At 63.1% G+C, this 18,117-nt stretch carries 18 protein-coding genes and 1 tRNA gene; 11 read left to right on the forward strand and 8 right to left on the reverse strand.

The features are described from left to right. The 4 genes from recJ to NKJ57_RS14595 all read right to left on the reverse strand — a co-directional run bounded on the left by recJ (position 1) and on the right by NKJ57_RS14595 (position 5,117). A complete protein-coding gene (recJ, locus tag NKJ57_RS14580; RefSeq protein ID WP_352511689.1) occupies positions 1-1,785 on the reverse strand; it encodes a single-stranded-DNA-specific exonuclease RecJ in 1,785 nt (594 codons plus the stop codon). A gap of 249 nt (positions 1,786-2,034) precedes the next feature. After that, positions 2,035-3,348, reverse strand: coding sequence for a homoserine dehydrogenase (locus NKJ57_RS14585; RefSeq protein ID WP_352511691.1), 1,314 nt, complete (start codon positions 3,346-3,348; stop codon positions 2,035-2,037). A 50-nt stretch (positions 3,349-3,398) separates the two neighbouring features. Continuing rightward, positions 3,399-4,616 carry an LL-diaminopimelate aminotransferase gene (locus NKJ57_RS14590; protein WP_352511692.1) on the reverse strand — a complete coding sequence of 406 codons (1,218 nt, stop codon included), beginning with the start codon at positions 4,614-4,616 and terminating at the stop codon, positions 3,399-3,401. Positions 4,617-4,706: 90 nt separating this feature from the next. Continuing rightward, positions 4,707-5,117: a hypothetical protein gene (locus NKJ57_RS14595; RefSeq protein ID WP_023667627.1), complete on the reverse strand. Its 411-nt coding sequence runs from the start codon at positions 5,115-5,117 to the stop codon at positions 4,707-4,709. A 97-nt stretch (positions 5,118-5,214) separates the two neighbouring features. On the opposite strand from NKJ57_RS14595, the gene phaC reads away from it, so the two are divergent. The 3 genes from phaC to NKJ57_RS14610 all read left to right on the forward strand — a co-directional run bounded on the left by phaC (position 5,215) and on the right by NKJ57_RS14610 (position 8,931). Further along, positions 5,215-7,050: a class I poly(R)-hydroxyalkanoic acid synthase gene (gene phaC / locus NKJ57_RS14600; protein ID WP_023708456.1), complete on the forward strand. Its 1,836-nt coding sequence runs from the start codon at positions 5,215-5,217 to the stop codon at positions 7,048-7,050. Between the two features lie 360 nt (positions 7,051-7,410). Next, positions 7,411-8,532, forward strand: a complete 1,122-nt coding sequence (locus tag NKJ57_RS14605) for a YcbK family protein (RefSeq protein WP_023681618.1) — start codon at positions 7,411-7,413, stop codon at positions 8,530-8,532. A gap of 324 nt (positions 8,533-8,856) precedes the next feature. Then, positions 8,857-8,931, forward strand: a tRNA-Glu gene (locus NKJ57_RS14610). Positions 8,932-9,077: 146 nt separating this feature from the next. On the opposite strand, the gene NKJ57_RS14615 is transcribed toward NKJ57_RS14610, so the two are convergent. Continuing rightward, the gene (locus NKJ57_RS14615) at positions 9,078-9,746 is read right to left on the reverse strand and encodes a DUF2161 domain-containing phosphodiesterase (RefSeq protein WP_023714255.1); all 669 of its coding nucleotides are present in this window, start codon (positions 9,744-9,746) and stop codon (positions 9,078-9,080) included. Positions 9,747-9,905: 159 nt separating this feature from the next. On the opposite strand from NKJ57_RS14615, the gene NKJ57_RS14620 reads away from it, so the two are divergent. Further along, positions 9,906-10,058 (forward strand): hypothetical protein, encoded by a 153-nt coding sequence (locus NKJ57_RS14620; RefSeq protein ID WP_023681620.1) that lies wholly within the window; start codon positions 9,906-9,908, stop codon positions 10,056-10,058. Between the two features lie 26 nt (positions 10,059-10,084). Here the strand turns inward: NKJ57_RS14620 and NKJ57_RS14625 are convergent, their stop codons facing one another. Beyond that, positions 10,085-10,360, reverse strand: a complete 276-nt coding sequence (locus NKJ57_RS14625; protein WP_023681621.1) for a DUF6074 family protein — start codon at positions 10,358-10,360, stop codon at positions 10,085-10,087. A 146-nt stretch (positions 10,361-10,506) separates the two neighbouring features. Continuing rightward, on the reverse strand, positions 10,507-10,803 hold the full coding sequence (locus NKJ57_RS14630) for a DUF982 domain-containing protein (RefSeq protein WP_023681622.1): 297 nt from the start codon (positions 10,801-10,803) through the stop codon (positions 10,507-10,509). A gap of 279 nt (positions 10,804-11,082) precedes the next feature. On the opposite strand from NKJ57_RS14630, the gene map reads away from it, so the two are divergent. The 4 genes from map to NKJ57_RS14650 all read left to right on the forward strand — a co-directional run bounded on the left by map (position 11,083) and on the right by NKJ57_RS14650 (position 14,126). Continuing rightward, positions 11,083-11,916, forward strand: coding sequence for a type I methionyl aminopeptidase (map, locus tag NKJ57_RS14635; protein WP_352511693.1), 834 nt, complete (start codon positions 11,083-11,085; stop codon positions 11,914-11,916). Between the two features lie 113 nt (positions 11,917-12,029). Further along, on the forward strand, positions 12,030-12,797 hold the full coding sequence (gene radC / locus NKJ57_RS14640) for a RadC family protein (protein WP_023705983.1): 768 nt from the start codon (positions 12,030-12,032) through the stop codon (positions 12,795-12,797). A 197-nt stretch (positions 12,798-12,994) separates the two neighbouring features. Further along, a complete protein-coding gene (locus NKJ57_RS14645) occupies positions 12,995-13,393 on the forward strand; it encodes a RidA family protein (protein ID WP_352511694.1) in 399 nt (132 codons plus the stop codon). A gap of 172 nt (positions 13,394-13,565) precedes the next feature. After that, a complete protein-coding gene (locus tag NKJ57_RS14650) occupies positions 13,566-14,126 on the forward strand; it encodes an isochorismatase family protein (protein ID WP_352511696.1) in 561 nt (186 codons plus the stop codon). An 84-nt stretch (positions 14,127-14,210) separates the two neighbouring features. Here the strand turns inward: NKJ57_RS14650 and NKJ57_RS14655 are convergent, their stop codons facing one another. Then, a complete protein-coding gene (locus NKJ57_RS14655; RefSeq protein WP_023667658.1) occupies positions 14,211-15,125 on the reverse strand; it encodes a LysR family transcriptional regulator in 915 nt (304 codons plus the stop codon). Positions 15,126-15,285: 160 nt separating this feature from the next. On the opposite strand from NKJ57_RS14655, the gene NKJ57_RS14660 reads away from it, so the two are divergent. The 3 genes from NKJ57_RS14660 (at position 15,286) to NKJ57_RS14670 (ending at position 18,099) form a co-directional block, all read left to right on the forward strand. Next, positions 15,286-15,927, forward strand: a complete 642-nt coding sequence (locus NKJ57_RS14660; protein ID WP_352511697.1) for a glutathione S-transferase family protein — start codon at positions 15,286-15,288, stop codon at positions 15,925-15,927. Positions 15,928-16,059: 132 nt separating this feature from the next. After that, on the forward strand, positions 16,060-16,986 hold the full coding sequence (locus tag NKJ57_RS14665; protein ID WP_352511698.1) for a DMT family transporter: 927 nt from the start codon (positions 16,060-16,062) through the stop codon (positions 16,984-16,986). Between the two features lie 228 nt (positions 16,987-17,214). Further along, entirely contained in the window at positions 17,215-18,099 is an 885-nt protein-coding gene (locus tag NKJ57_RS14670) for a cytochrome c oxidase subunit II (protein WP_023667661.1), read from the forward strand. Positions 18,100-18,117: the final 18 nt, after the last annotated feature.

Below are 18,117 nucleotides of genomic sequence, written 5' to 3' on the forward strand. Positions count from 1 at the left end.
TCAGGCTTTGGCCGCATCGGTGATGCGGAACTGCACCGTGCGGTTGCCGTTCCAATAATTCCCCGACAGCGAGCCGGCTACATGGATCGTGTTGCCCCTGTTCTTGAACAGGAATTCGCCCAGCGCGGTATCGACGGATCGAAAGGCGATGCCCTGGATGCGGCCGCCGCTTTCCGACTGCAGATCAGCCCGGATGTGGTTGGTGCCGACAGCCCGCGCGTCGGCCAGCCGATGGCGCGGCAGCGCGAACACCGGCGCGACATGGCCGGCGCCGAAAGGCCCGGCCTTTTCCAGCGCATCGAGCAAAGCAATCGTCGCGCCCTCGGCGGCGAGCGCGCCGTCGACGGCCAGACTTTCTTCGTCCTGCAGCCGGAACACTTCGGCCGCCGCGCGCTCCTCGAAGAAAGCACGGAGTTCGCCGAGCTTGGCGCGTTCCACCGTGACGCCGGCGGCCATGCCGTGGCCGCCGCCCTTGACGATCAGCCCGGCATCGGCGGCTGCGCGCACCAGCCGTCCGAGATCGAAGCCCGACACCGAACGGCCAGAGCCGGTGCCGATGCCATTGGCGTTGAAGGCGATGGCGAAGGCCGGCCGCCGCGCATGGTCCTTCAGCCGCGAGGCGATCAAGCCGACAATGCCGGGATGCCAATTGGTGCTGGCGGTGACGATGATGGCCGGCCCGTTGCCGCCGGCAAGTTCGGCGTCAGCCTCGGCGCGCGCCGCTGCCAGCATCTCCAGCTCCATCTGCTGGCGTTCCTGGTTGAGCCGGTCGAGTGTCTCGGCAATGGTCCCGGCCTCAACCGGATCGTCGGTGGCGAGCAGCCGGCTGCCAAGTGCTGCATCGCCGATGCGGCCGCCGGCATTGATGCGCGGCCCAATCAGATAGGCGAGATGAAAGGTGCTTATCGGCTCACCGATGCGGGACACCCGCGCCAGTGCGGCGAGCCCCTCATTCTTCTGCTGCCGCGCCATCTGCAGTCCCTTGACGACGAAAGCGCGGTTCACGCCGATGAGCGGCACCACATCGCAAACCGTGGCCAGCGCCGCCAAGTCGAGCAACGACAACAGGTCCGGTGGCGCTGCGTCGGGCAATCGGCTGCGCAGGACCCTCGCCGTCTGCACCAGAGTGAGGAAGACGACACCGGCGGCGCACAGATGGCCTTGCCCGGAAAGGTCGTCCTCGCGATTGGGATTGACGACCGCGGTCGCCTCCGGCAGCGGGCCGCCGACCTGATGGTGGTCGAGCACCACCACATCGGCGCCTGCGGCCTTGACGGCATCGATGGAGACAGCGCTGTTGGTGCCGCAATCGACGGTGACGATCAGCGTCGCGCCGCGCGAGACCAGTTCGCGCATAGCCTCCGGATTGGGGCCGTAGCCCTCGAAGATGCGGTCGGGAATGTAGATCTCCGAAGGCACCGAGAAATGCGTCAGGAAGCGCTTGAGCAACGCCGAAGAGGCGGCGCCGTCGACATCATAGTCGCCGAAGATTGCCACCTTCTCCTTGGCCATGACCGCTTCGGCGATGCGGGTCGCAGCCTTGCCCATGTCGGTCAGCGAAGCCGGATCCGGCAACAGATTGCGGATCGTCGGATCGAGGAAGCGCTCGGCCTGGTCCGCGGTGACGCCGCGCCCGGCGAGCACGCGAGCCACAATGTCGGGCACGCCGTGGCCCTGCGCTATGGCCAGCGCAGTCATGTCCTGCCGCTCGCTCAACCGGTGTTCCCAGGAAACACCGGTCGCCGACTGCCTGACGTCGAGGAAGAAGCGTTTGTCGCCCGTCATAGGAGGCGTAGTCTACAGATTGTCATTTCCGGCAATATGCGACGGCTAAACAGGAAAGTCTCAACTTTTCCACCTCCTGGTGACGCGCCTTGATCTCGCGGCTCACGCCTCCGCCAGAACCCGATGATGACTGGTGGGTTCGACCTGAAATCTCAATCCGGCTCCAAATCAAAGAGAGAGAGCATTATGGCGTCCGAAACCACTTTTCAGCAGCAGCATCAATCGGTTAAAGGAGAAAAATGACTTGGCCTAGCCCGCACGCTCGATGCGGATAACCTGCGGCTTGTCTGTGAGGTGGCCGTCCTTGGTGATGCCGTCGACAGCCTTGCGCACCGCTGCTTCCGTCGTCTCGTGGGTGACCAGGATCACCGTCTTTTGCGCGTCCGTCTCGCCGCTGACGGCATGCTGGACGATCGATTCCAGCGAAATGTCGTTGTCCGCCATGCGCTTGGCGATCGCGGCGAAGACGCCGATGCGGTCGTGCACGGTCAGCCGGATGAAATAGCCGCCGGCATGGCTGCGCATCTGCGCCTTCTTGTAGGGGCGCAGTTCCTTGGCCGGCAGGCCGAACACCGGACCGTGCTGGAAGCCCGGCCGGCTCTTTGCGATGTCGGCGATATCGCCGACCACTGCCGATGCGGTGGCGTTGCCGCCGGCGCCGGGGCCGGAGAGCAGCAGTTCGCCCAAAATGTCGGTTTCGATGGCCACTGCATTGGTCACGCCATGCACCTGTGCGATCACCGACGCGGTCGGCACCATGGTCGGGTGCACGCGCTGCTCGATGCCGCTGTCGGTGCGCTGCGCGACACCGAGCAGTTTTATCCGGTAGCCGAGATCGGCGGCAGCGCGGATGTCGGCTTGGCTGATGTTGGAAATGCCTTCCATGTAGATGTCATTGGCCGCGATCCTGGTGCCGAAGGCCAGGCTGGTCAGGATCGACAATTTGTGCGCCGTATCATGGCCCTCGATATCGAAGGTCGGGTCGGCCTCTGCATAACCCAGCCGTTGCGCGTCCTTCAGGCACTTGTCGAAGGAGATGCCCTCGGCCTCCATGCGGGTCAGGATGTAGTTGCAGGTGCCGTTGAGGATGCCGAAGACGCGGGTGACCGAATTGCCGGCCATCGCCTCGCGCATCGTCTTGATGACCGGGATGCCGCCGGCAACTGCCGCCTCGTAGTTGAGCAGCACGCCCTTCTTCTCGGCGATTTCGGCAAGCGCCACGCCGTGCTTGGCCAACAGCGCCTTATTGGCGGTGACGACATGACGTCCGGCTTCAAGTGCTGCCTTGACCGACGCGCGCGCTGCCCCTTCGTCGCCGCCGATCAGTTCGATGAAGACGTCGATATCGGCGGCCTGCGCCATCTTGATCGGATCGTCGAACCATTTGGCGGCGCTGAGGTCGACGCCACGGTCGCGCTTGGGATCACGCGCGGAAACGGCCGCGACGATGACATCGCGTCCGCACTGGCGCGTCAGTTCCGCTGCCTTGTCGCGCAGCACGCGCGCCACCGAGGCACCGACAGTACCCAGACCGGCAATTCCAACACGCAACGCTTCAGCCATGCCCGGCGACGCCCCTCAAAAAATCTACTCGAATAAGATGTGCGGCGACTTTAGCGATGCGCGGCGAGCGGCACCACATTGTTCGGCTGCTTGGCGCTGGACGCCAGGAAGCGCTTGATGTTGCGCGCCGCCTGCCGGATCCGGTGCTCGTTCTCGACCAGCGCGATGCGAACATGATCGTCGCCATGCTCGCCAAAGCCGATGCCCGGCGCCACCGCCACGTCGGCGTGCTCGATCAGGAGCTTGGAAAACTCAAGCGAGCCGAGATGCTTGAACGGCTCCGGGATCAGCGCCCAGGCGAACATCGAGGCAGCCGGTGCCGGAATGGTCCAGCCGGCGCGGCTGAAGGCGTCGACCATGACGTCGCGGCGCTTCAAATAGACCTCGCGCACTTCGGCGATGTCGGCGCCGTCGCCATTCAGCGCATGCGCCGCCGCCACCTGGATCGGCGTGAAGGCGCCGTAGTCGAGATAGGACTTCACCCGCGTCAACGCCGAGATCAGCCGCTCATTGCCGACGGCAAAGCCCATGCGCCAGCCGGGCATGGAGAAGGTCTTCGACATCGAGGTGAACTCGACGCAGACATCGATGGCGCCCGGCACTTGCAGCACCGAAGGCGGCGGATTGCCGTCGAAATAGATCTCCGAATAGGCAAGGTCCGACAGGATGATGATGTCGTTCTTCTTGGCGAAGGCGACCACGTCCTTGTAGAAATCGAGCGAGGCGACCAGCGCCGTCGGGTTCGACGGATAGTTGAGGATCAATGCCAGTGGCTTCGGGATCGAATGACGGACACCGCGCTCGAGCGCCGGGATGAAGCCGTCATCCGGCTCGACCTGCAGCGAACGGATGACGCCGCCCGACATGATGAAGCCGAAAGCATGGATCGGATAGGTCGGGTTGGGGCACAGGATCACGTCGCCCGGCGCGGTGATCGCCTGCGCCATATTGGCGAAGCCTTCCTTCGAACCGAGCGTCGCCACCACCTGCGTGTCGGGATTGAGCTTCACGCCGAAACGGCGCTGATAATAGGCAGCCTGGGCGCGGCGCAGACCTGGGATGCCGCGCGAGGAGGAATAGCGATGCGTGCGCGGATCGCGCACCACTTCGCACAATTTGTCGACGATCGCCTTCGGAGTCGGCAGGTCGGGATTGCCCATGCCAAGGTCGATAATGTCAGCGCCGCGCGAACGGGCGCTGGCCTTCAGCCGGTTGACCTGCTCGAACACGTAGGGCGGAAGCCGGCGGACCTTGTGAAATTCTTCCATGTCAGTTCCAGACGATTTAAGATTGGCTTTAGCACAGTTGGCTTGGCTAGGCGCCCTTGGCAAAGACCGCTTTCGGCGCGCGATATAGCCTTATTTGCAGGTAGGGTCGAGGGCGGGATCGCATTTGGCTTCGATCTGCTTCAGCGTGTCCTTGCCATGGTTCTTCGCCAGCGAATTCAGCGCCGCCGGGCTGGTGGACGGGGCACCGCCGCCGCCCTTGGCCACTTGCCCCTGCTGTTCGCCCTTCAACTGGGCAAGCTTGGCCTGCGTCTCCTCAGGGGTGAGTTGCTTTGCCGCCACCTGCGGTGGGATGTTGAGATTGGGATAAGAGCCGGTGTCCTGCGCGCCCTGGGTCAGGCCGACATTCATCCCGTTGCCGGTGTTGGCGCTCGTGCAGCCACTTGCCGCCAGCAGCCCTGGCGCCAGACAGGCGATTGCAACCGCGATGCGGCAAAAGCGGCCTGCCCCCGAAAAAATGGTCTCGCCGGTGTTAATCGTCATATTGTTTTCCTGGCAGCCGGGGTACAGCGCATTGGACCCGGTCAGATGTCCCATGATAATATGTCAAGAAAACGCCTCGGGAGGAACCCCGCGAGCCATGTCCAAAACACCTGATTCGAGCAAAGCGGAAGATGATCAATCTTCGACCGTCGAGCAATATCTGGTGAAAGACCCGGAACGCTTCGCGTTGAACATGGCGCGTATGGTCGAACAGGCCGGCAAAGCCGCCTCCGCCTGGGCCGAGCCGCGCGAAAAGGGCGAGGTGCGCGATCATGTCGCCGAACCCGTGGTCGACATGGTAAAAACCTTTTCCAAGCTCAGCGAATATTGGCTGGCCGACCCGCAACGCGCGCTGGAAGCGCAGACGCGACTGTTCGCCGGCTACATGACGGTCTGGGGCAACGCCATCCAGAAGGTTAGCCCGAATGCCGAGGCGCCCGAAGATGCGGTCAAGCCCGAGCGCGGCGACAAGCGTTTTCAAGACCCCGAATGGGGTCGCAACGCTTTCTTCGATTTCCTCAAACAGGCCTATCTCGTCACCTCGCGCTGGGCGGCCGACCTGGTCGAGCACGCCGAAGGCCTCGACGATCACACCCGCCATAAGGCCAGCTTCTACGTCAAGCAGGTGTCCAATGCCATCTCGCCGTCGAACTTCATCCTGACCAATCCGGAGCTGTTTCGAGAAACCGTTGCCTCGAATGGCGAAAACCTGGTGCGCGGCATGAAGATGCTGGCCGAAGACATCGCCGCCGGCAAGGGCGACCTGAAGCTGAGACAAGCTGACTATTCGCCCTTCGAGATCGGCAAGAACGTCGCGACATCTCCCGGCAAGGTGGTCGGGCGCAGCGATGTCGCCGAAATCATCCAGTACGATCCGACGACGGAGACGGTGCTCAAGCGCCCGCTGCTGATCTGCCCGCCCTGGATCAACAAGTTCTACATCCTCGATCTCAACCCGCAAAAGTCCTTCATCCGCTGGGCGATCGAGCAAGGCCATACCGTGTTCGTCATCTCCTGGATCAATCCCGACGAGCGGCACGGCGCCAAGGGCTGGGAAGCTTACATACGGGAAGGCCTGCAATACGGCCTCGACACGATCGAGAAGGCGACCGGCGAGAAAGAGGTCAACGCCATCGGCTATTGCGTCGGCGGCACGCTGCTGGCGGCCGCACTCGCACTGCTGGCACAGGAAGGCGACAACCGCATCAAATCGGCGACCTTCTTCACCACGCAGGTCGACTTCACCCATGCCGGCGACCTGAAAGTCTTCGTCGACGAGGACCAGGTGGCAGCGGTCGAGAAATCGATGAACGAAAAGGGCTACCTCGACGGCACCAAGATGGCGACCGCCTTCAACATGCTGCGCTCGGGCGACCTGATCTGGCCTTATGTCATCAACAATTACATGCGCGGCAAGGATCCCCTTCCCTTCGACCTGCTCTACTGGAACGCCGATTCCACCCGCATGGCGGCCGCCAACCACTCCTTCTACCTGCGCAACTGTTATCTCGAGAACAATCTGACGCGTGGCGTGATGGAACTCGCCGGCCGCACTTTGTCGCTGGCCGACGTCACCATCCCGGTTTACAACCTGGCGTCGAAGGAAGATCACATCGCGCCGGCCCTTTCCGTGTTTCTCGGCTCGCAATATTTCGGCGGTGAGGTCGAGTTTGTGATGGCTGGTTCCGGCCACATTGCCGGTGTCGTCAACCCGCCGGCAGCCAAGAAATACCAGTACTGGACCGGCGGCAAACCGACAGGCGATTTTGACCAGTGGCTCGCCTCCGCGGTGGAGCATCCCGGCTCCTGGTGGACGCATTGGCAGCACTGGATCGAGACCCAGGACGACACCCTCGTTCCGGCCCGCAAACCGGGCAAGCACATGAAAACCCTGGGTGATGCCCCCGGCACCTATGTGAAGGTGCGTGTGTAACGGCCGGCACCTTTTGCAGGTGCCTGTGTGTAACGGAATGTAATGTCTGGTGAGTTGACGAGCCGGCAAAACGGGGCGAAATGGTATCGTCAACCTTCAAGAAGCCTCAATTGGCCTCCAACGAGCAAATAATTCAGAGGCTTGCAGAATTGACACAAGTCTCGTTTCCGGTTTGGGAACACAAGGTTATTGGATGTGAACGTTTCGACGCCGCACCAATAGCAGGCCGACCGGACACCGAGGGGGAATTTAGTTTTGAAATCAGTAGGATCGCGTCTCGCGGGGAGAGAAGGTCGCACTATAGCGGCAGCGCTTTTCTCCGTGCTTCTGGCGTCCTGCACCTCCGCCAGCGACCCCACAATGTCCGTCGGCATGCCTGGCTACAACGCGACCGCTTCTGACATCGCCGCGGCTTCCGGCGCCAGCCCTGCGGCGCCGGGCGATTCGACCGTGCAGGTCACATCCACCGGGCCGCAGATGATGATGACGGCAGCGGGCGATGCGACACTGCCCGAGCAGGTCGCCTATGTGCCGGTGGCCAAGCCCGGCACCGGCTTCCCGGTCAATGTTCCCGCCGGCTCCGAAACCATTGTCGGCCAGACGCCGCAGTCGCTGCAGCAGTCAGCACAGACCGCGGCCGCAACGGACGCCGTGGCGCAGAAGATCGCCGCCGCCGATGCCGGCGTGATCGCACCGAAACCGACTGCCGCGGCACCCGCGCCCGGCGAGGTCTACGTGACCGCCGCGCCCCAGCAGATCGACACGCCGAAGAAGGGCTTCCTGGCCTCACTGTTCAGCACCACGCCAACCTCGGCGGCACCTGCTCCGCTGGTCAACTCGCGCTCGGGCGAACAGCCTGCGGTTGCTGCCCAGAAGGCCGCCCCGGCAAAGCCGATCATCACGTTGGCCTCAGCCAGTTCGGCCGACAAGCCCTTGCAGCTTGCCTCGCTTGGCAACGAGAGCAACCACATCACCGGCAGCGATGCCTTGCCCGGCGTGCGCCAGACGGCGTTGTTCGAGATCAAGCGCAAATCCGGCCTCGACGACGAAAGCGACGTCGATCTGAACGAGGACGAGGGTTCGGGCGGCGCCTATCAGGTGGCTTCCGCCGCCGGCCTCGCCCGGCTGGCGCCCAACGGCCTGTTGAAGCAAAACGAGAGCGTCGACGTCGCCTGCCTGAAGCCGTCGCTGGTGCGTGTGCTGAAGACCATCGAAGGCCATTACGGCCGCAAGATGATGGTCACATCAGGCTACCGCGACCCGGCACGCAACCGGCGCGCCAACGGCGCCAAGAATTCGCTGCACATGTATTGCGCCGCCGCCGACATCCAGGTTCCCGGCGTCTCCAAATGGGAACTGGCGAGCTACATCCGAACCATGCCCGGCCGCGGCGGCGTCGGCACCTACTGCCATACCGAATCCGTTCACGTCGACGTCGGCCCCGAGCGCGACTGGAACTGGCGCTGCCGCCGGCGGGGGTAGCATCCCCATTCGGCAAACGGGCCGAGGGGCTGTTAGCAGCCCGCCGTTTTTTCCGATTAGCTATCAGCGACGTTCGAGATTAGCCGAGGCACCCGCGACTTCGTCATCCTATGGCGAAGCAAGGACCGCAGCGACGCAGCGCAGACGCGAGGATGACGACTGCGCGGCGCATTCGTCCAAAGATGTGCAACGACGCGAGGCCAGAAAACCTGCGCTTGCTCACCAAACTGGCCGTTTTCGCCCCTCTTGAAAAAAGTTTCCGCATCTGGCGGCTGATGGGTTGCCGGTTGGCAACAACGCAATTATAAGCCGCTTCGTCTGAGCGCGCCCATCGTCTAGCGGTTAGGACACCGCCCTTTCACGGCGGTAACAGGGGTTCGATTCCCCTTGGGCGTACCAGATCTTTCAGGAAAACAATAAGCCTCGCGGCAGCCGCCGAACTAGCAGCGGCTGGAACGGTGGCGCGGCGAATCGGTTGAAACGGCGAACAGCGGCTGCCGTGCCGAGGTTTCCCTCGGCGCCTGCTCGCGGCAATCTCCGGCCACTCACCCCTGGTCGTGCGCTACCTGCGGCCAGCGCTGTAACGCCGCGTGACCACCCTCGGTCAGCGCGTAGACGCCGCGCTCGGCCCTGGCGAACCAGCCATAGACATTGTCCAATAGGATGCTGGGCGCGCGCGGCGAAATCGCTTTCAGATCGCGCGGGCGTTTCGGCCCGTCGGTCATGGCTGCGGCGCAGGCCAGCGCATCCTGCCGGTAGACGGTCATGATCGGGGCGCGCGAACCACCGCCGACCACCGGATCGCCGCGCCGGCGACGGTGTTCCTCCATCAGTCGGGAGCGCCGCTTCGGATCGCGACGCGGCGGCAGAGCCGCCGGGCTGAGCAGCACTTCGACCTCCCCCTTGCCGCTGACAGCCAGAAGCCCGAAGCCGAGCCGCCGGCACAGCGCGCGAAAACGGCGGTCGTGCTCGCGGCCCTTGCCACGCGCCGACATGCGCGCGGCCAGCCACACTTCGTCGCATGCCGCGGCGCGATCGACACCTTGCAGCACCAGTTCGAGGTTGAACTGCAATTTCAGTTCGCAGATGACCAGCACAGGCGGCTCGCCGTCGCGCACCGCCACGATATCGCAGTGCCCGACTTCGCCCTTGACCGTGAATTCCAGGCTCTCGAGAAACCGCTTCACCGGGATGTAGAGAGACGTTTCCTGCATCGCGCAGGCATAGCCGATTCGGATCGGGTCGGCACAGGGATCGCCGAGAGGCCGACGCCTTGCGCTAAACCGCGTCGATCCCACCATCTGCAAAAGCCATCCGTCAGGCAGGTCTCCGGCATGATAGTCCCGCCATAGCGCTCGACGATTTCCTTGGCGATGACCGACGTCGCCAGGGCCGAGCGCGACCAGTATTTCATCGCCTGTCTCGCGTTCAACAAGGCGCTCGCCGTGGCTGGGACGGCACGATCGACAGCGCAAGGCCCGAGATTCGTCGACGCCAAGACCGGTCCACGGTTGGCCACACAATGACGAGCGCGTGTGTGCTCTGTATGAGGCTAGGGGCGGGTGCGCGTCCGGCGCTGCCCCGGTGCGGCATCGTCCGCCTTGAAATGCATCTCGTCCTGGACCGCGGCAAAAAACCGGCGGACATCGTTGGCCGCCGAAGCCGCATCGCAGCCGGCCGCGACCGCCTTGTCGAGGAGTTCGCGCGCCGTGGCCTTCCAGAACGACGTGGCCGTGTCGCCGTGCAGTCTGCCCAGCCTTGCGGCGACCTCGCGCACCAGCACGGTCTGCCGATCTAGCGGGAAGGTACGCACATTGGCTGAAGACATGTTCTGCACCATGAAACCGACGCAACGAATCAGACGCTGCTCTATGGCTCATGCCTAGCTGTGAAGTCGGAAACGGAACCTTAACGCCGCGGAGTCCGCGCCGATTGGAACGAGTCGGTTGGCCGGCCTCCAGGCCAAGCAGAACTCTAGACCCTCAGGCCCCTCGCCTCGCCGGCGCGCTTGGCCGTAACCATCATATCCCTGGCCAGCAGGCCACTGACCCGGCAAAACGCCATGAAGGCGCGCCAGGCGTCCTCAGTCCTGACCACATCCACCGTGGCCCCGAAGCAGGCATTGAACGCCGCTTCATAGACCTTGCCCTGTCGCTTCCTTGGCCAGTCATGCAGGATATCCAGCGCCTGTTCGACGCTGTATATTTCCTCTACCGGCAGCCCGGGCGCGGGCGCGATGCGCACCGGCACCTCGAATTGCAATCTGTCCATTCTATATCTCCCGAACTGGCGTCGACCACAGCAACGCCGTTCGTCGTCAAAAGTTGCTTTGGCTGCTTTTGCGCGAAAATGTGTCGTCAGTGCGATCTCGGCATTCGGAGGAGATCGCGCACCTGGATGTCATCTGAGCGGTCGCGCAAGCCAGGAATATCGCCAGTATCAGTCCATTGCCGGCAGTTCTTCCTTGAACCTTGCGGCTTGCAGTGCCAAATCTGAGGAAATTTTCTAACGGGCTGATATGCGCCGCCCGCTTACAGGCAAACGGACACTATGGTAACCTATCTCGACGCCGCCACGGCACCCCTCAGGAACACCGGCCAGATCCGCCTCTACGGCGAAGAAGGATTTGCCGGCATGCGCAAGGCCTGCGATCTCACCGCGCGCTGCCTTGATGAACTGGTGCCGATGGTCCAGCCGGGTGTCACCACCGAGACCATCGACCGTTTCGTCTTCGAATTCGGCATGGACCAAGGCGCGCTACCGGCGACGCTCAACTACCGCGGCTACACCAAATCGTCCTGCACCTCGATCAACCACGTCGTCTGCCACGGCATTCCAGACAACAAGCCGTTGAAGGATGGCGACATCGTCAACATCGACGTCACCTACATCCTCGACGGCTGGCACGGCGATTCCTCGCGCATGTATCCCGTCGGCACCATCAAGCGCGCCGCCGAACGCCTGCTTGAAGTCACTCATGAGTGCCTGATGCGCGGAATCGCGGCGGTCCGGCCCGGCGCCCGCACCGGCGCCATCGGCGCCGCCATCCAGACCTATGCCGAGGCAGAGCGCTGCTCGGTGGTGCGCGATTTCTGCGGCCACGGCGTTGGCCAGCTGTTCCACGACGCACCCAACATCCTGCACTATGGCACCGCCTCGGAAGGCGTCGAGATGCGGCCGGGCATGATCTTCACCATCGAGCCCATGATCAATCTTGGCCGGCCGCATGTGAAAGTGCTGTCGGACGGCTGGACGGCGGTGACGCGCGACCGCTCGCTGTCGGCGCAGTACGAACACACGATCGGCGTCACCGAAATTGGCTGCGAGATTTTCACCCTGTCGCCAAACAAGCTCGACCGCCCCGGCCTGCCGCCGGTCAGCTGAAAACAAGATCGCCTCAAGCCGCGGCTTTGAGGCGCCGTCGCCGAAAAAACTCGACCGCGCGCTGCTTACCGCTCTAATCTGCCGTCGAAGCCTTCGGGGAGTGTGGGGGGTCGATGGGGAACAGCGGTGACGACGAACGGGGGTTCTTCTCCGAGCGGTGGCTTGAACCACCGGCGAAGGACAAGGCACCAAGAGACAAATCGACGGACAAGCCACACTATCACGGCCATCGCGACCGCTTGCGCGAGCGCTTCGTTGCCGGCGGCGCGGACGCCCTGCCCGACTACGAACTTCTCGAACTGCTGCTGTTTCGCCTGATCCCGCGCGTCGACACCAAGCCGATCGCCAAGGCGCTTTTGGCGCGCTTCGGCACTTTTGGCGAAGTGCTTGGCGCACCGGTGGCGCTGCTGCAGGAGGTGAAGGGCATCGGCCCCGCCGTGGCGGTCGACCTGAAGGTGATTGCCGCTGCCGCGCAGCGCATGGCGCGGACCGAGGTTCGCGACCGCGAGGTGCTGTCCAACTGGACGCAGCTTCTTGCGTACTGCCGCTCGGCGATGGCGTTCGAGAACCGCGAACATTTCCGCATCCTGTTCCTCGACAAGAAGAACGTGCTGATCGCCGACGAGGTGCAGCAGGTCGGCACCGTGGACCACACGCCGGTCTATCCGCGCGAAGTGATCAAGCGCGCGCTGGAACTGTCGGCCAGCGCCGTCATCCTGGTGCATAACCACCCTTCCGGCGATCCGACACCATCGCGTGCGGACATCGAAATGACCAAGCAGATCATCGACAGCGCCAAGCCGCTCGGCATCGCCGTCCACGACCACATCATCATCGGCAAGAAAGGCAACGCCTCGATGAAGGGCCTGCTGCTGATCTGAGCCTGATGGGCGCCGGTGCCGTCATCCCAAACGCCACCGCTCGCGAGCCAATCAGCAACATTCCGGCTTGGCTCAAACGCCCACGCTTGCGGTGTAGAAGTGATGATGCGACGGAAGCGCCCGCTTCGGCGACAATGTCGTAGACTCGCGAATACGAAGCAGCCAGTTCCCGTCAGCCATTGCAGGAGATCTATTCAATGACGCTCGAATGCATAAATCCAAATGATCTGCCGATTCCGGAAATGTACTCCCAGGTCGTCGTTGCGACAGGAAGCAAGCTGGTGTTCGTCTCGGGCCAGCAGCCAGAAGACATACACGGCAAGCTCGTTGGCCATGGTGATTTCGCAGTCCAGGCGCGCCTGGCGTTCGGGAATCTCAGCCGAGCGCTTGCTGCCGCCGGCGCTCGGCCCGAGCAAGTCTGCAAGATCACGATCTACATCGTCGATTACAAACGCGACGAACACGTGCCGATCATCGAAGCGGCCCAGGTCGAGCTGTTCGGCGATCACAAGCCAGCAAACGTAGTGGTCGGGATAGCGGTGATGTCTCCCGGCTACCTGATAGAGATCGATGCGATCGCGGTCATCGACCCGTAGGCCAAGCGAGGACGCGTCAAGTCGCCCAAACCAATCCCGGAGCTCGCTGCGAGATTGCCACGACCTTGATCTCTCCATCCATCCACGATCACATCGTCATCGGCAGGAATTGCGATGTCTCGATGAAGAGCCTGCTGCTCACCTGATCAACGTCGGAAACAGGAAACACGCAATGCCCCAGCCCGGCGACGAACCATGGCCGTTCGACAAGCAACGCGCAGCCCTTCTGGTCATCGACATGCAAAGCGACTTTGTCGATGAGGGCGCCGTCATGGAAGTGGCCATTGCCCGCCATCGCATTCCGGCGATGCGGCAGGTGGTCGAGCTTTGCCGCGCGCAAGGCGTCCCGGTTATCTACACCCAGCATGTGCTCAGCGACCATTTCGATATCTCGCCGCTGGAAACCGGCTATCAGCCGAAGCTGAAAACCAAAGGAATGCGGGAAGGCAGCGCCGGCGCCGAAATCGTCGCCGCGCTTGCGCCCTTGCCTGGGGATGTCGTCATCAAGAAGCACCGCTACGATGCCTTCCACAACACGCAGCTCGAGACCGTGTTGCGCAACATCCGTGGCGCAGGCCGGGTCGACACGGTGATCATCATCGGCACCGTGACCAGCATCTGCTGCGAATCCACCGCGCGGAGCGCCTTCATGCGCGACTACAAGGTGGTTTCATCAGCGACGCCAATGGCGGACTGGACGAGGCATCGCACAATGCAACCCTCGACATCATAGGCAAGGTGTTCGGGCGCGTGATGACGGTTGCCGAGCTTGGGAACCTGTTGCGGAGTTGAACCCCAGCGTCAGCTGGCGTGCGTCTCAAGCTCCGGCGCCGAGCCTGCCCTCAAGAAGGTCGCGCCGCTGCTGCAATTCGCCGGAGACGAATTTGGTGAAGGCGTGGACGCGCGCCGTGCGGCGCAAATCGTCGTGCACCAGCACCCACAGCGCCGAGCCGATCTCCTCGATCAGCCCTCCGACCCTTACAAGCCCGGGCAGGCTGTCGCCGAGATAACAGGGCAGCGCCGCAACCCCGATTCCGGCGCCCGCCGCATGCGACATCGTCACCAGGGAATCGGCGCGCATGGCGATCTCGACATCGGGCAGCGACGACCGCATCCAGCGGGCGACGCCGGTGTTGGCCAGGCTGTCGTCGGGCGCGATCCAGCGCAGCGCACCCAATCTCGGCTCCGGGGGTAGCGTTTCGGCATAGGAACGTGTCGCGTAGGCGGCGAAGGCGACGCCCGAAATGCGCCGGCCGACCAGGATTTCCTGCGGTTGCGACACCGGCCTGATCGCCACGTCTGCATCCCTTTGCGTCAGGTTGGCGATGGAATTCTGCGTCATCGCCTCGACCCGTATGCCGGGATGGAGCTTATGAAACGCCGCCAGGATCGGCGGCAGCACCGACGCCATCAGCGTATCGGTGGTGGTGACCCGCAACCTGCCTTCGAACCTGAGATCCTGCCCCGACAGTTTGCGCGCCAGTTCATTGACCGTCTCGGCCATTGTGCGTGCCGCGCCCAGCAGTTCCTCGCCGCCCGCGGTGAGGGCATAGCCAGTCGGCAGCCGATCGAAAAGGCGGATACCCAGCCGCGCCTCGAAGGCGTTGACGCGCCGCAGCACAGTCGTGTGGTTCACGCCCAGGATCCGAGCCGCCGCCGCCAGCGAAGCGCCATCGGCGACGGCCAGCACCATGCGCAGATCTTCCCAGTCGATATCGCGTGAGCTGTGCATTCTTGCAGAAAGATAAAAGAAAGCGCTGCGCTCCGCGAGTCAAAATGACGCTTCGCTGTGCAAAAACGCAGAGCAAGCGGGCGAATCGGCATGTCGATCTGCGCATGCACGCACGCCATATGGAGTCCGACGACAAAAGAAACAGTCGCGGAGAAGAGCCATGACGCCGATAGAACTCTACACCTGCCAGACACCCAACGGGCACAAGGCCTCGATCATGCTGGAAGAGGTCGGCCTGCCCTACTCGGTCCGCTTGGTCGACATCGAAAGGGGCGACCAGACCAAGCCTGATTTCCTGGCGCTCAATCCCAACAACAAGATCCCGGTGATCGTCGACCGGGACGCCGGCCGCACGGTCTTCGAATCCGGCGCCATCCTACACTACCTGGCGCGACGGTCGGGCAAGCTTCAGCCGGTGGGCGCGCAGGAGGCGGACGATACGCTGACCTGGACCTTGTTCCAGGCGGCCCATGTCGGCCCGACGCTTGGCCAATTGTGGAATTACAAAATCTTCGCGCCGGAAAGAATCCCTTACGTGATCGAGCGTTTTGAGCGCGAAACCGGACGTGTCTTCCGCGTTCTCGATAGCCGGCTAAAGCACCATGAGCACATTGTCGGCAAAAGCTACGGCATCGCCGATGTGATGACATGGCCATGGATCGACGCGGCCGTCACCAGGCTCGGCCTCAGCCTCGATGACGCGCCAGACCTGGCGCGTTGGTATGCGGCCATAGGCCGACGCTCCGCAGTTGTCAGAGGCATTGCCGTTCCCGCCCTGCCCGAAGCATCGGCTGCCGCTTAGATCATGATGAGATTTGGTTGAAATCTCATCATGATCTAACCCTTTGTTGGAGCATGATCTTTTCCAAAAACCGGCACCCACTTTTTGGGATCATGCCCTAGCAGCCGCACCCCGCATTCAAGGAATACGATCGTGGAAATCCTCTTCATCCCTCTGGCGCTTGTCGCCGGTGGCCTGCTCGCAGTGCAGGCTGGCGCCAACGCCCAACTTTCAAAGGCGGTCGGCTCACCCTTTGCCGCGACCACGCTTCAGCTCGCGGTCGGCGCCATCGTGCTGTTGTCGATCACGGCCCTCACCGGAACGACACCGGCTCTGCTTGCCGTTCGGCAAGCCGAATGGTGGCATGCGATCGGCGGCATGGCTTCGGCCTTCTACGTCGTTTCGACCATTCTTCTGTTCCCTCGCCTTGGCGCCGTCGTGTCCGTCGGGCTCTTCATCGCTGGGCAGATGCTTGCATCCATCGCCCTCGACACGTTCGGCTGGCTCGGGATCCCCGAAGCCGGACTGCGAGCCGGGCCTGCCTTCGGCATGCTCGTCTTGCTTGCCGGGGCTGCCCTCATCGTTCTGGGACAGAAGGGCGCGGCCGACAATACCGCATCCTCAAGACCAGGGTGGATCGGACTGGCGCTGCTGGCAGGCGCCGTGCTTCCGGTGCAAGGCGCTGTAAACGCCTTGCTTCGGCACGACCTTGGCGGCGCGCCGTTTGCGGTCGGCACCATCTCGTTCCTGGTGGCGATGCTGGCCATGGCCGCGGTGCTTCTGATCGCGCTTGCCCTGACGAAGACGCCCCGCCCTCGCCTCGCCGGCCTGTCGTCGATGCCCTGGTGGGGCTGGCTCGGAGGTTTTGCCGGCGCCACCTATGTCACGACCGTGTTCACCGCCATCCCCGTCATCGGAGCGGCAGCTGCCGTCAGCCTGACGGTGGCCGGCCAGCAGGTCGCCGGCATCTTCGTCGACACCTTCGGCTGGTTCCGCCTGCCGCAGCGGCTTGTCTCCGGCATGCGGCTCGCCGGCGTCGTGCTGCTTTTGGCCGGGTGCATCATCATCAAGGCGCTTTGATCCCGCTGGAACAAGGCAAGCCGAATCAAACCAGCCCCTGCCCTCCCTGATTTGGGGGGTCAGGTGTCGCTCCGGCGTCACCAACGAAGCAAGGTCCGGGCGCCGCAGAAGCAATTTTTCGCTCCTTCCACAACCGGCTCTAGAATTTCGATCGCAAATCACGCATGATGCACTTGGTATTTTCCCGGGACGGCTTCGCGCCCCCTGAAATACCGGGAGGAACGGGACATGCCCATAGTGGTTGTACTCGTTTTGATCGTCGTGGGCTCGGTGTTGTTCCACTTCCTGAGCCCATGGTGGTGGACTCCGATTGCCTCGAATTGGGACTATATCGACAACACCATCATCATCACCTTTTGGATTACCGGCGTCGTCTTCGCCGCAGTCGTCCTATTCATGGCCTATTGCGTTTTCCGCTTCCGTCACCGCGAAGGCAACCAGGCGGCCTACGAACCGGAGAACAAGCGGCTCGAATGGTGGCTGACGATTGTCACCGGAGTGGGTGTTACCGCCATGCTGGTTCCCGGCCTGTTTGTCTGGAGCCGGTTCGTCAACGTTCCAAGCGACGCAACCGTGGTCGAAGTCGTCGGCCAGCAATGGCAGTGGAGCTTCCGCCTGCCCGGCAAGGACGGCAAACTCGGCACATCCGACACCCGCGACGTCACCGCTGAAAATCCGCTGGGCGTGATCGCCAAGGATCCCAGCGGCCAGGACGACGTCGTGGTCGAAGCGGCCGACCTGCATCTGCCGGTCGGCAAGCCGGTCAAGATGCTGCTGCGCTCGATCGATGTGTTGCACGATTTCTACGTTCCGGAATTCCGCGCCAAGATGGACATGATACCGGGCTCGGTCACCTATTTCTGGTTCACCCCCACCAAGACCGGAACCTTCCAGGTTTTGTGCGCCGAACTGTGCGGCCAGGGGCATCCGATGATGCATGGCATCGTCATGGTCGATACCGAGCAGGACTATGTGGCCTGGCTCGACCAGCAGCAGACGTTCGCGCAATTGTCGGCGCCGCAGCAGACGGGCTCGGTGGAACAGGCGCCGGGCAACGCGACGGCGTCAGCTCTAGAAGTTGCGGCAAAACTCGAAACTGTCGGGTCCCGCTGAAGGGCACGGAGGTGCTCC

The organism is Mesorhizobium sp. M0077 (genome assembly GCF_040322955.1).
In the GTDB taxonomy this organism is placed as follows: domain Bacteria; phylum Pseudomonadota; class Alphaproteobacteria; order Rhizobiales; family Rhizobiaceae; genus Mesorhizobium.

What these genes read in the sequence shown, in the direction of transcription:
- recJ (WP_352511689.1), bottom strand. Translation starts at nt 1,785, where the DNA reads ATGACGGGCGACAAACGCTTCTTCCTCGACGTCAGGCAGTCGGCGACC.
- NKJ57_RS14585 (WP_352511691.1), bottom strand. Translation starts at nt 3,348, where the DNA reads ATGGCTGAAGCGTTGCGTGTTGGAATTGCCGGTCTGGGTACTGTCGGT.
- NKJ57_RS14590 (WP_352511692.1), bottom strand. Translation starts at nt 4,616, where the DNA reads ATGGAAGAATTTCACAAGGTCCGCCGGCTTCCGCCCTACGTGTTCGAG.
- NKJ57_RS14595 (WP_023667627.1), bottom strand. Translation starts at nt 5,117, where the DNA reads ATGACGATTAACACCGGCGAGACCATTTTTTCGGGGGCAGGCCGCTTT.
- phaC (WP_023708456.1), top strand. Translation starts at nt 5,215, where the DNA reads ATGTCCAAAACACCTGATTCGAGCAAAGCGGAAGATGATCAATCTTCG.
- NKJ57_RS14605 (WP_023681618.1), top strand. Translation starts at nt 7,411, where the DNA reads ATGTCCGTCGGCATGCCTGGCTACAACGCGACCGCTTCTGACATCGCC.
- NKJ57_RS14615 (WP_023714255.1), bottom strand. Translation starts at nt 9,746, where the DNA reads ATGCAGGAAACGTCTCTCTACATCCCGGTGAAGCGGTTTCTCGAGAGC.
- NKJ57_RS14620 (WP_023681620.1), top strand. Translation starts at nt 9,906, where the DNA reads ATGACCGACGTCGCCAGGGCCGAGCGCGACCAGTATTTCATCGCCTGT.
- NKJ57_RS14625 (WP_023681621.1), bottom strand. Translation starts at nt 10,360, where the DNA reads ATGTCTTCAGCCAATGTGCGTACCTTCCCGCTAGATCGGCAGACCGTG.
- NKJ57_RS14630 (WP_023681622.1), bottom strand. Translation starts at nt 10,803, where the DNA reads ATGGACAGATTGCAATTCGAGGTGCCGGTGCGCATCGCGCCCGCGCCC.
- map (WP_352511693.1), top strand. Translation starts at nt 11,083, where the DNA reads ATGGTAACCTATCTCGACGCCGCCACGGCACCCCTCAGGAACACCGGC.
- radC (WP_023705983.1), top strand. Translation starts at nt 12,030, where the DNA reads ATGGGGAACAGCGGTGACGACGAACGGGGGTTCTTCTCCGAGCGGTGG.
- NKJ57_RS14645 (WP_352511694.1), top strand. Translation starts at nt 12,995, where the DNA reads ATGACGCTCGAATGCATAAATCCAAATGATCTGCCGATTCCGGAAATG.
- NKJ57_RS14650 (WP_352511696.1), top strand. Translation starts at nt 13,566, where the DNA reads ATGCCCCAGCCCGGCGACGAACCATGGCCGTTCGACAAGCAACGCGCA.
- NKJ57_RS14655 (WP_023667658.1), bottom strand. Translation starts at nt 15,125, where the DNA reads ATGCACAGCTCACGCGATATCGACTGGGAAGATCTGCGCATGGTGCTG.
- NKJ57_RS14660 (WP_352511697.1), top strand. Translation starts at nt 15,286, where the DNA reads ATGACGCCGATAGAACTCTACACCTGCCAGACACCCAACGGGCACAAG.
- NKJ57_RS14670 (WP_023667661.1), top strand. Translation starts at nt 17,215, where the DNA reads ATGCCCATAGTGGTTGTACTCGTTTTGATCGTCGTGGGCTCGGTGTTG.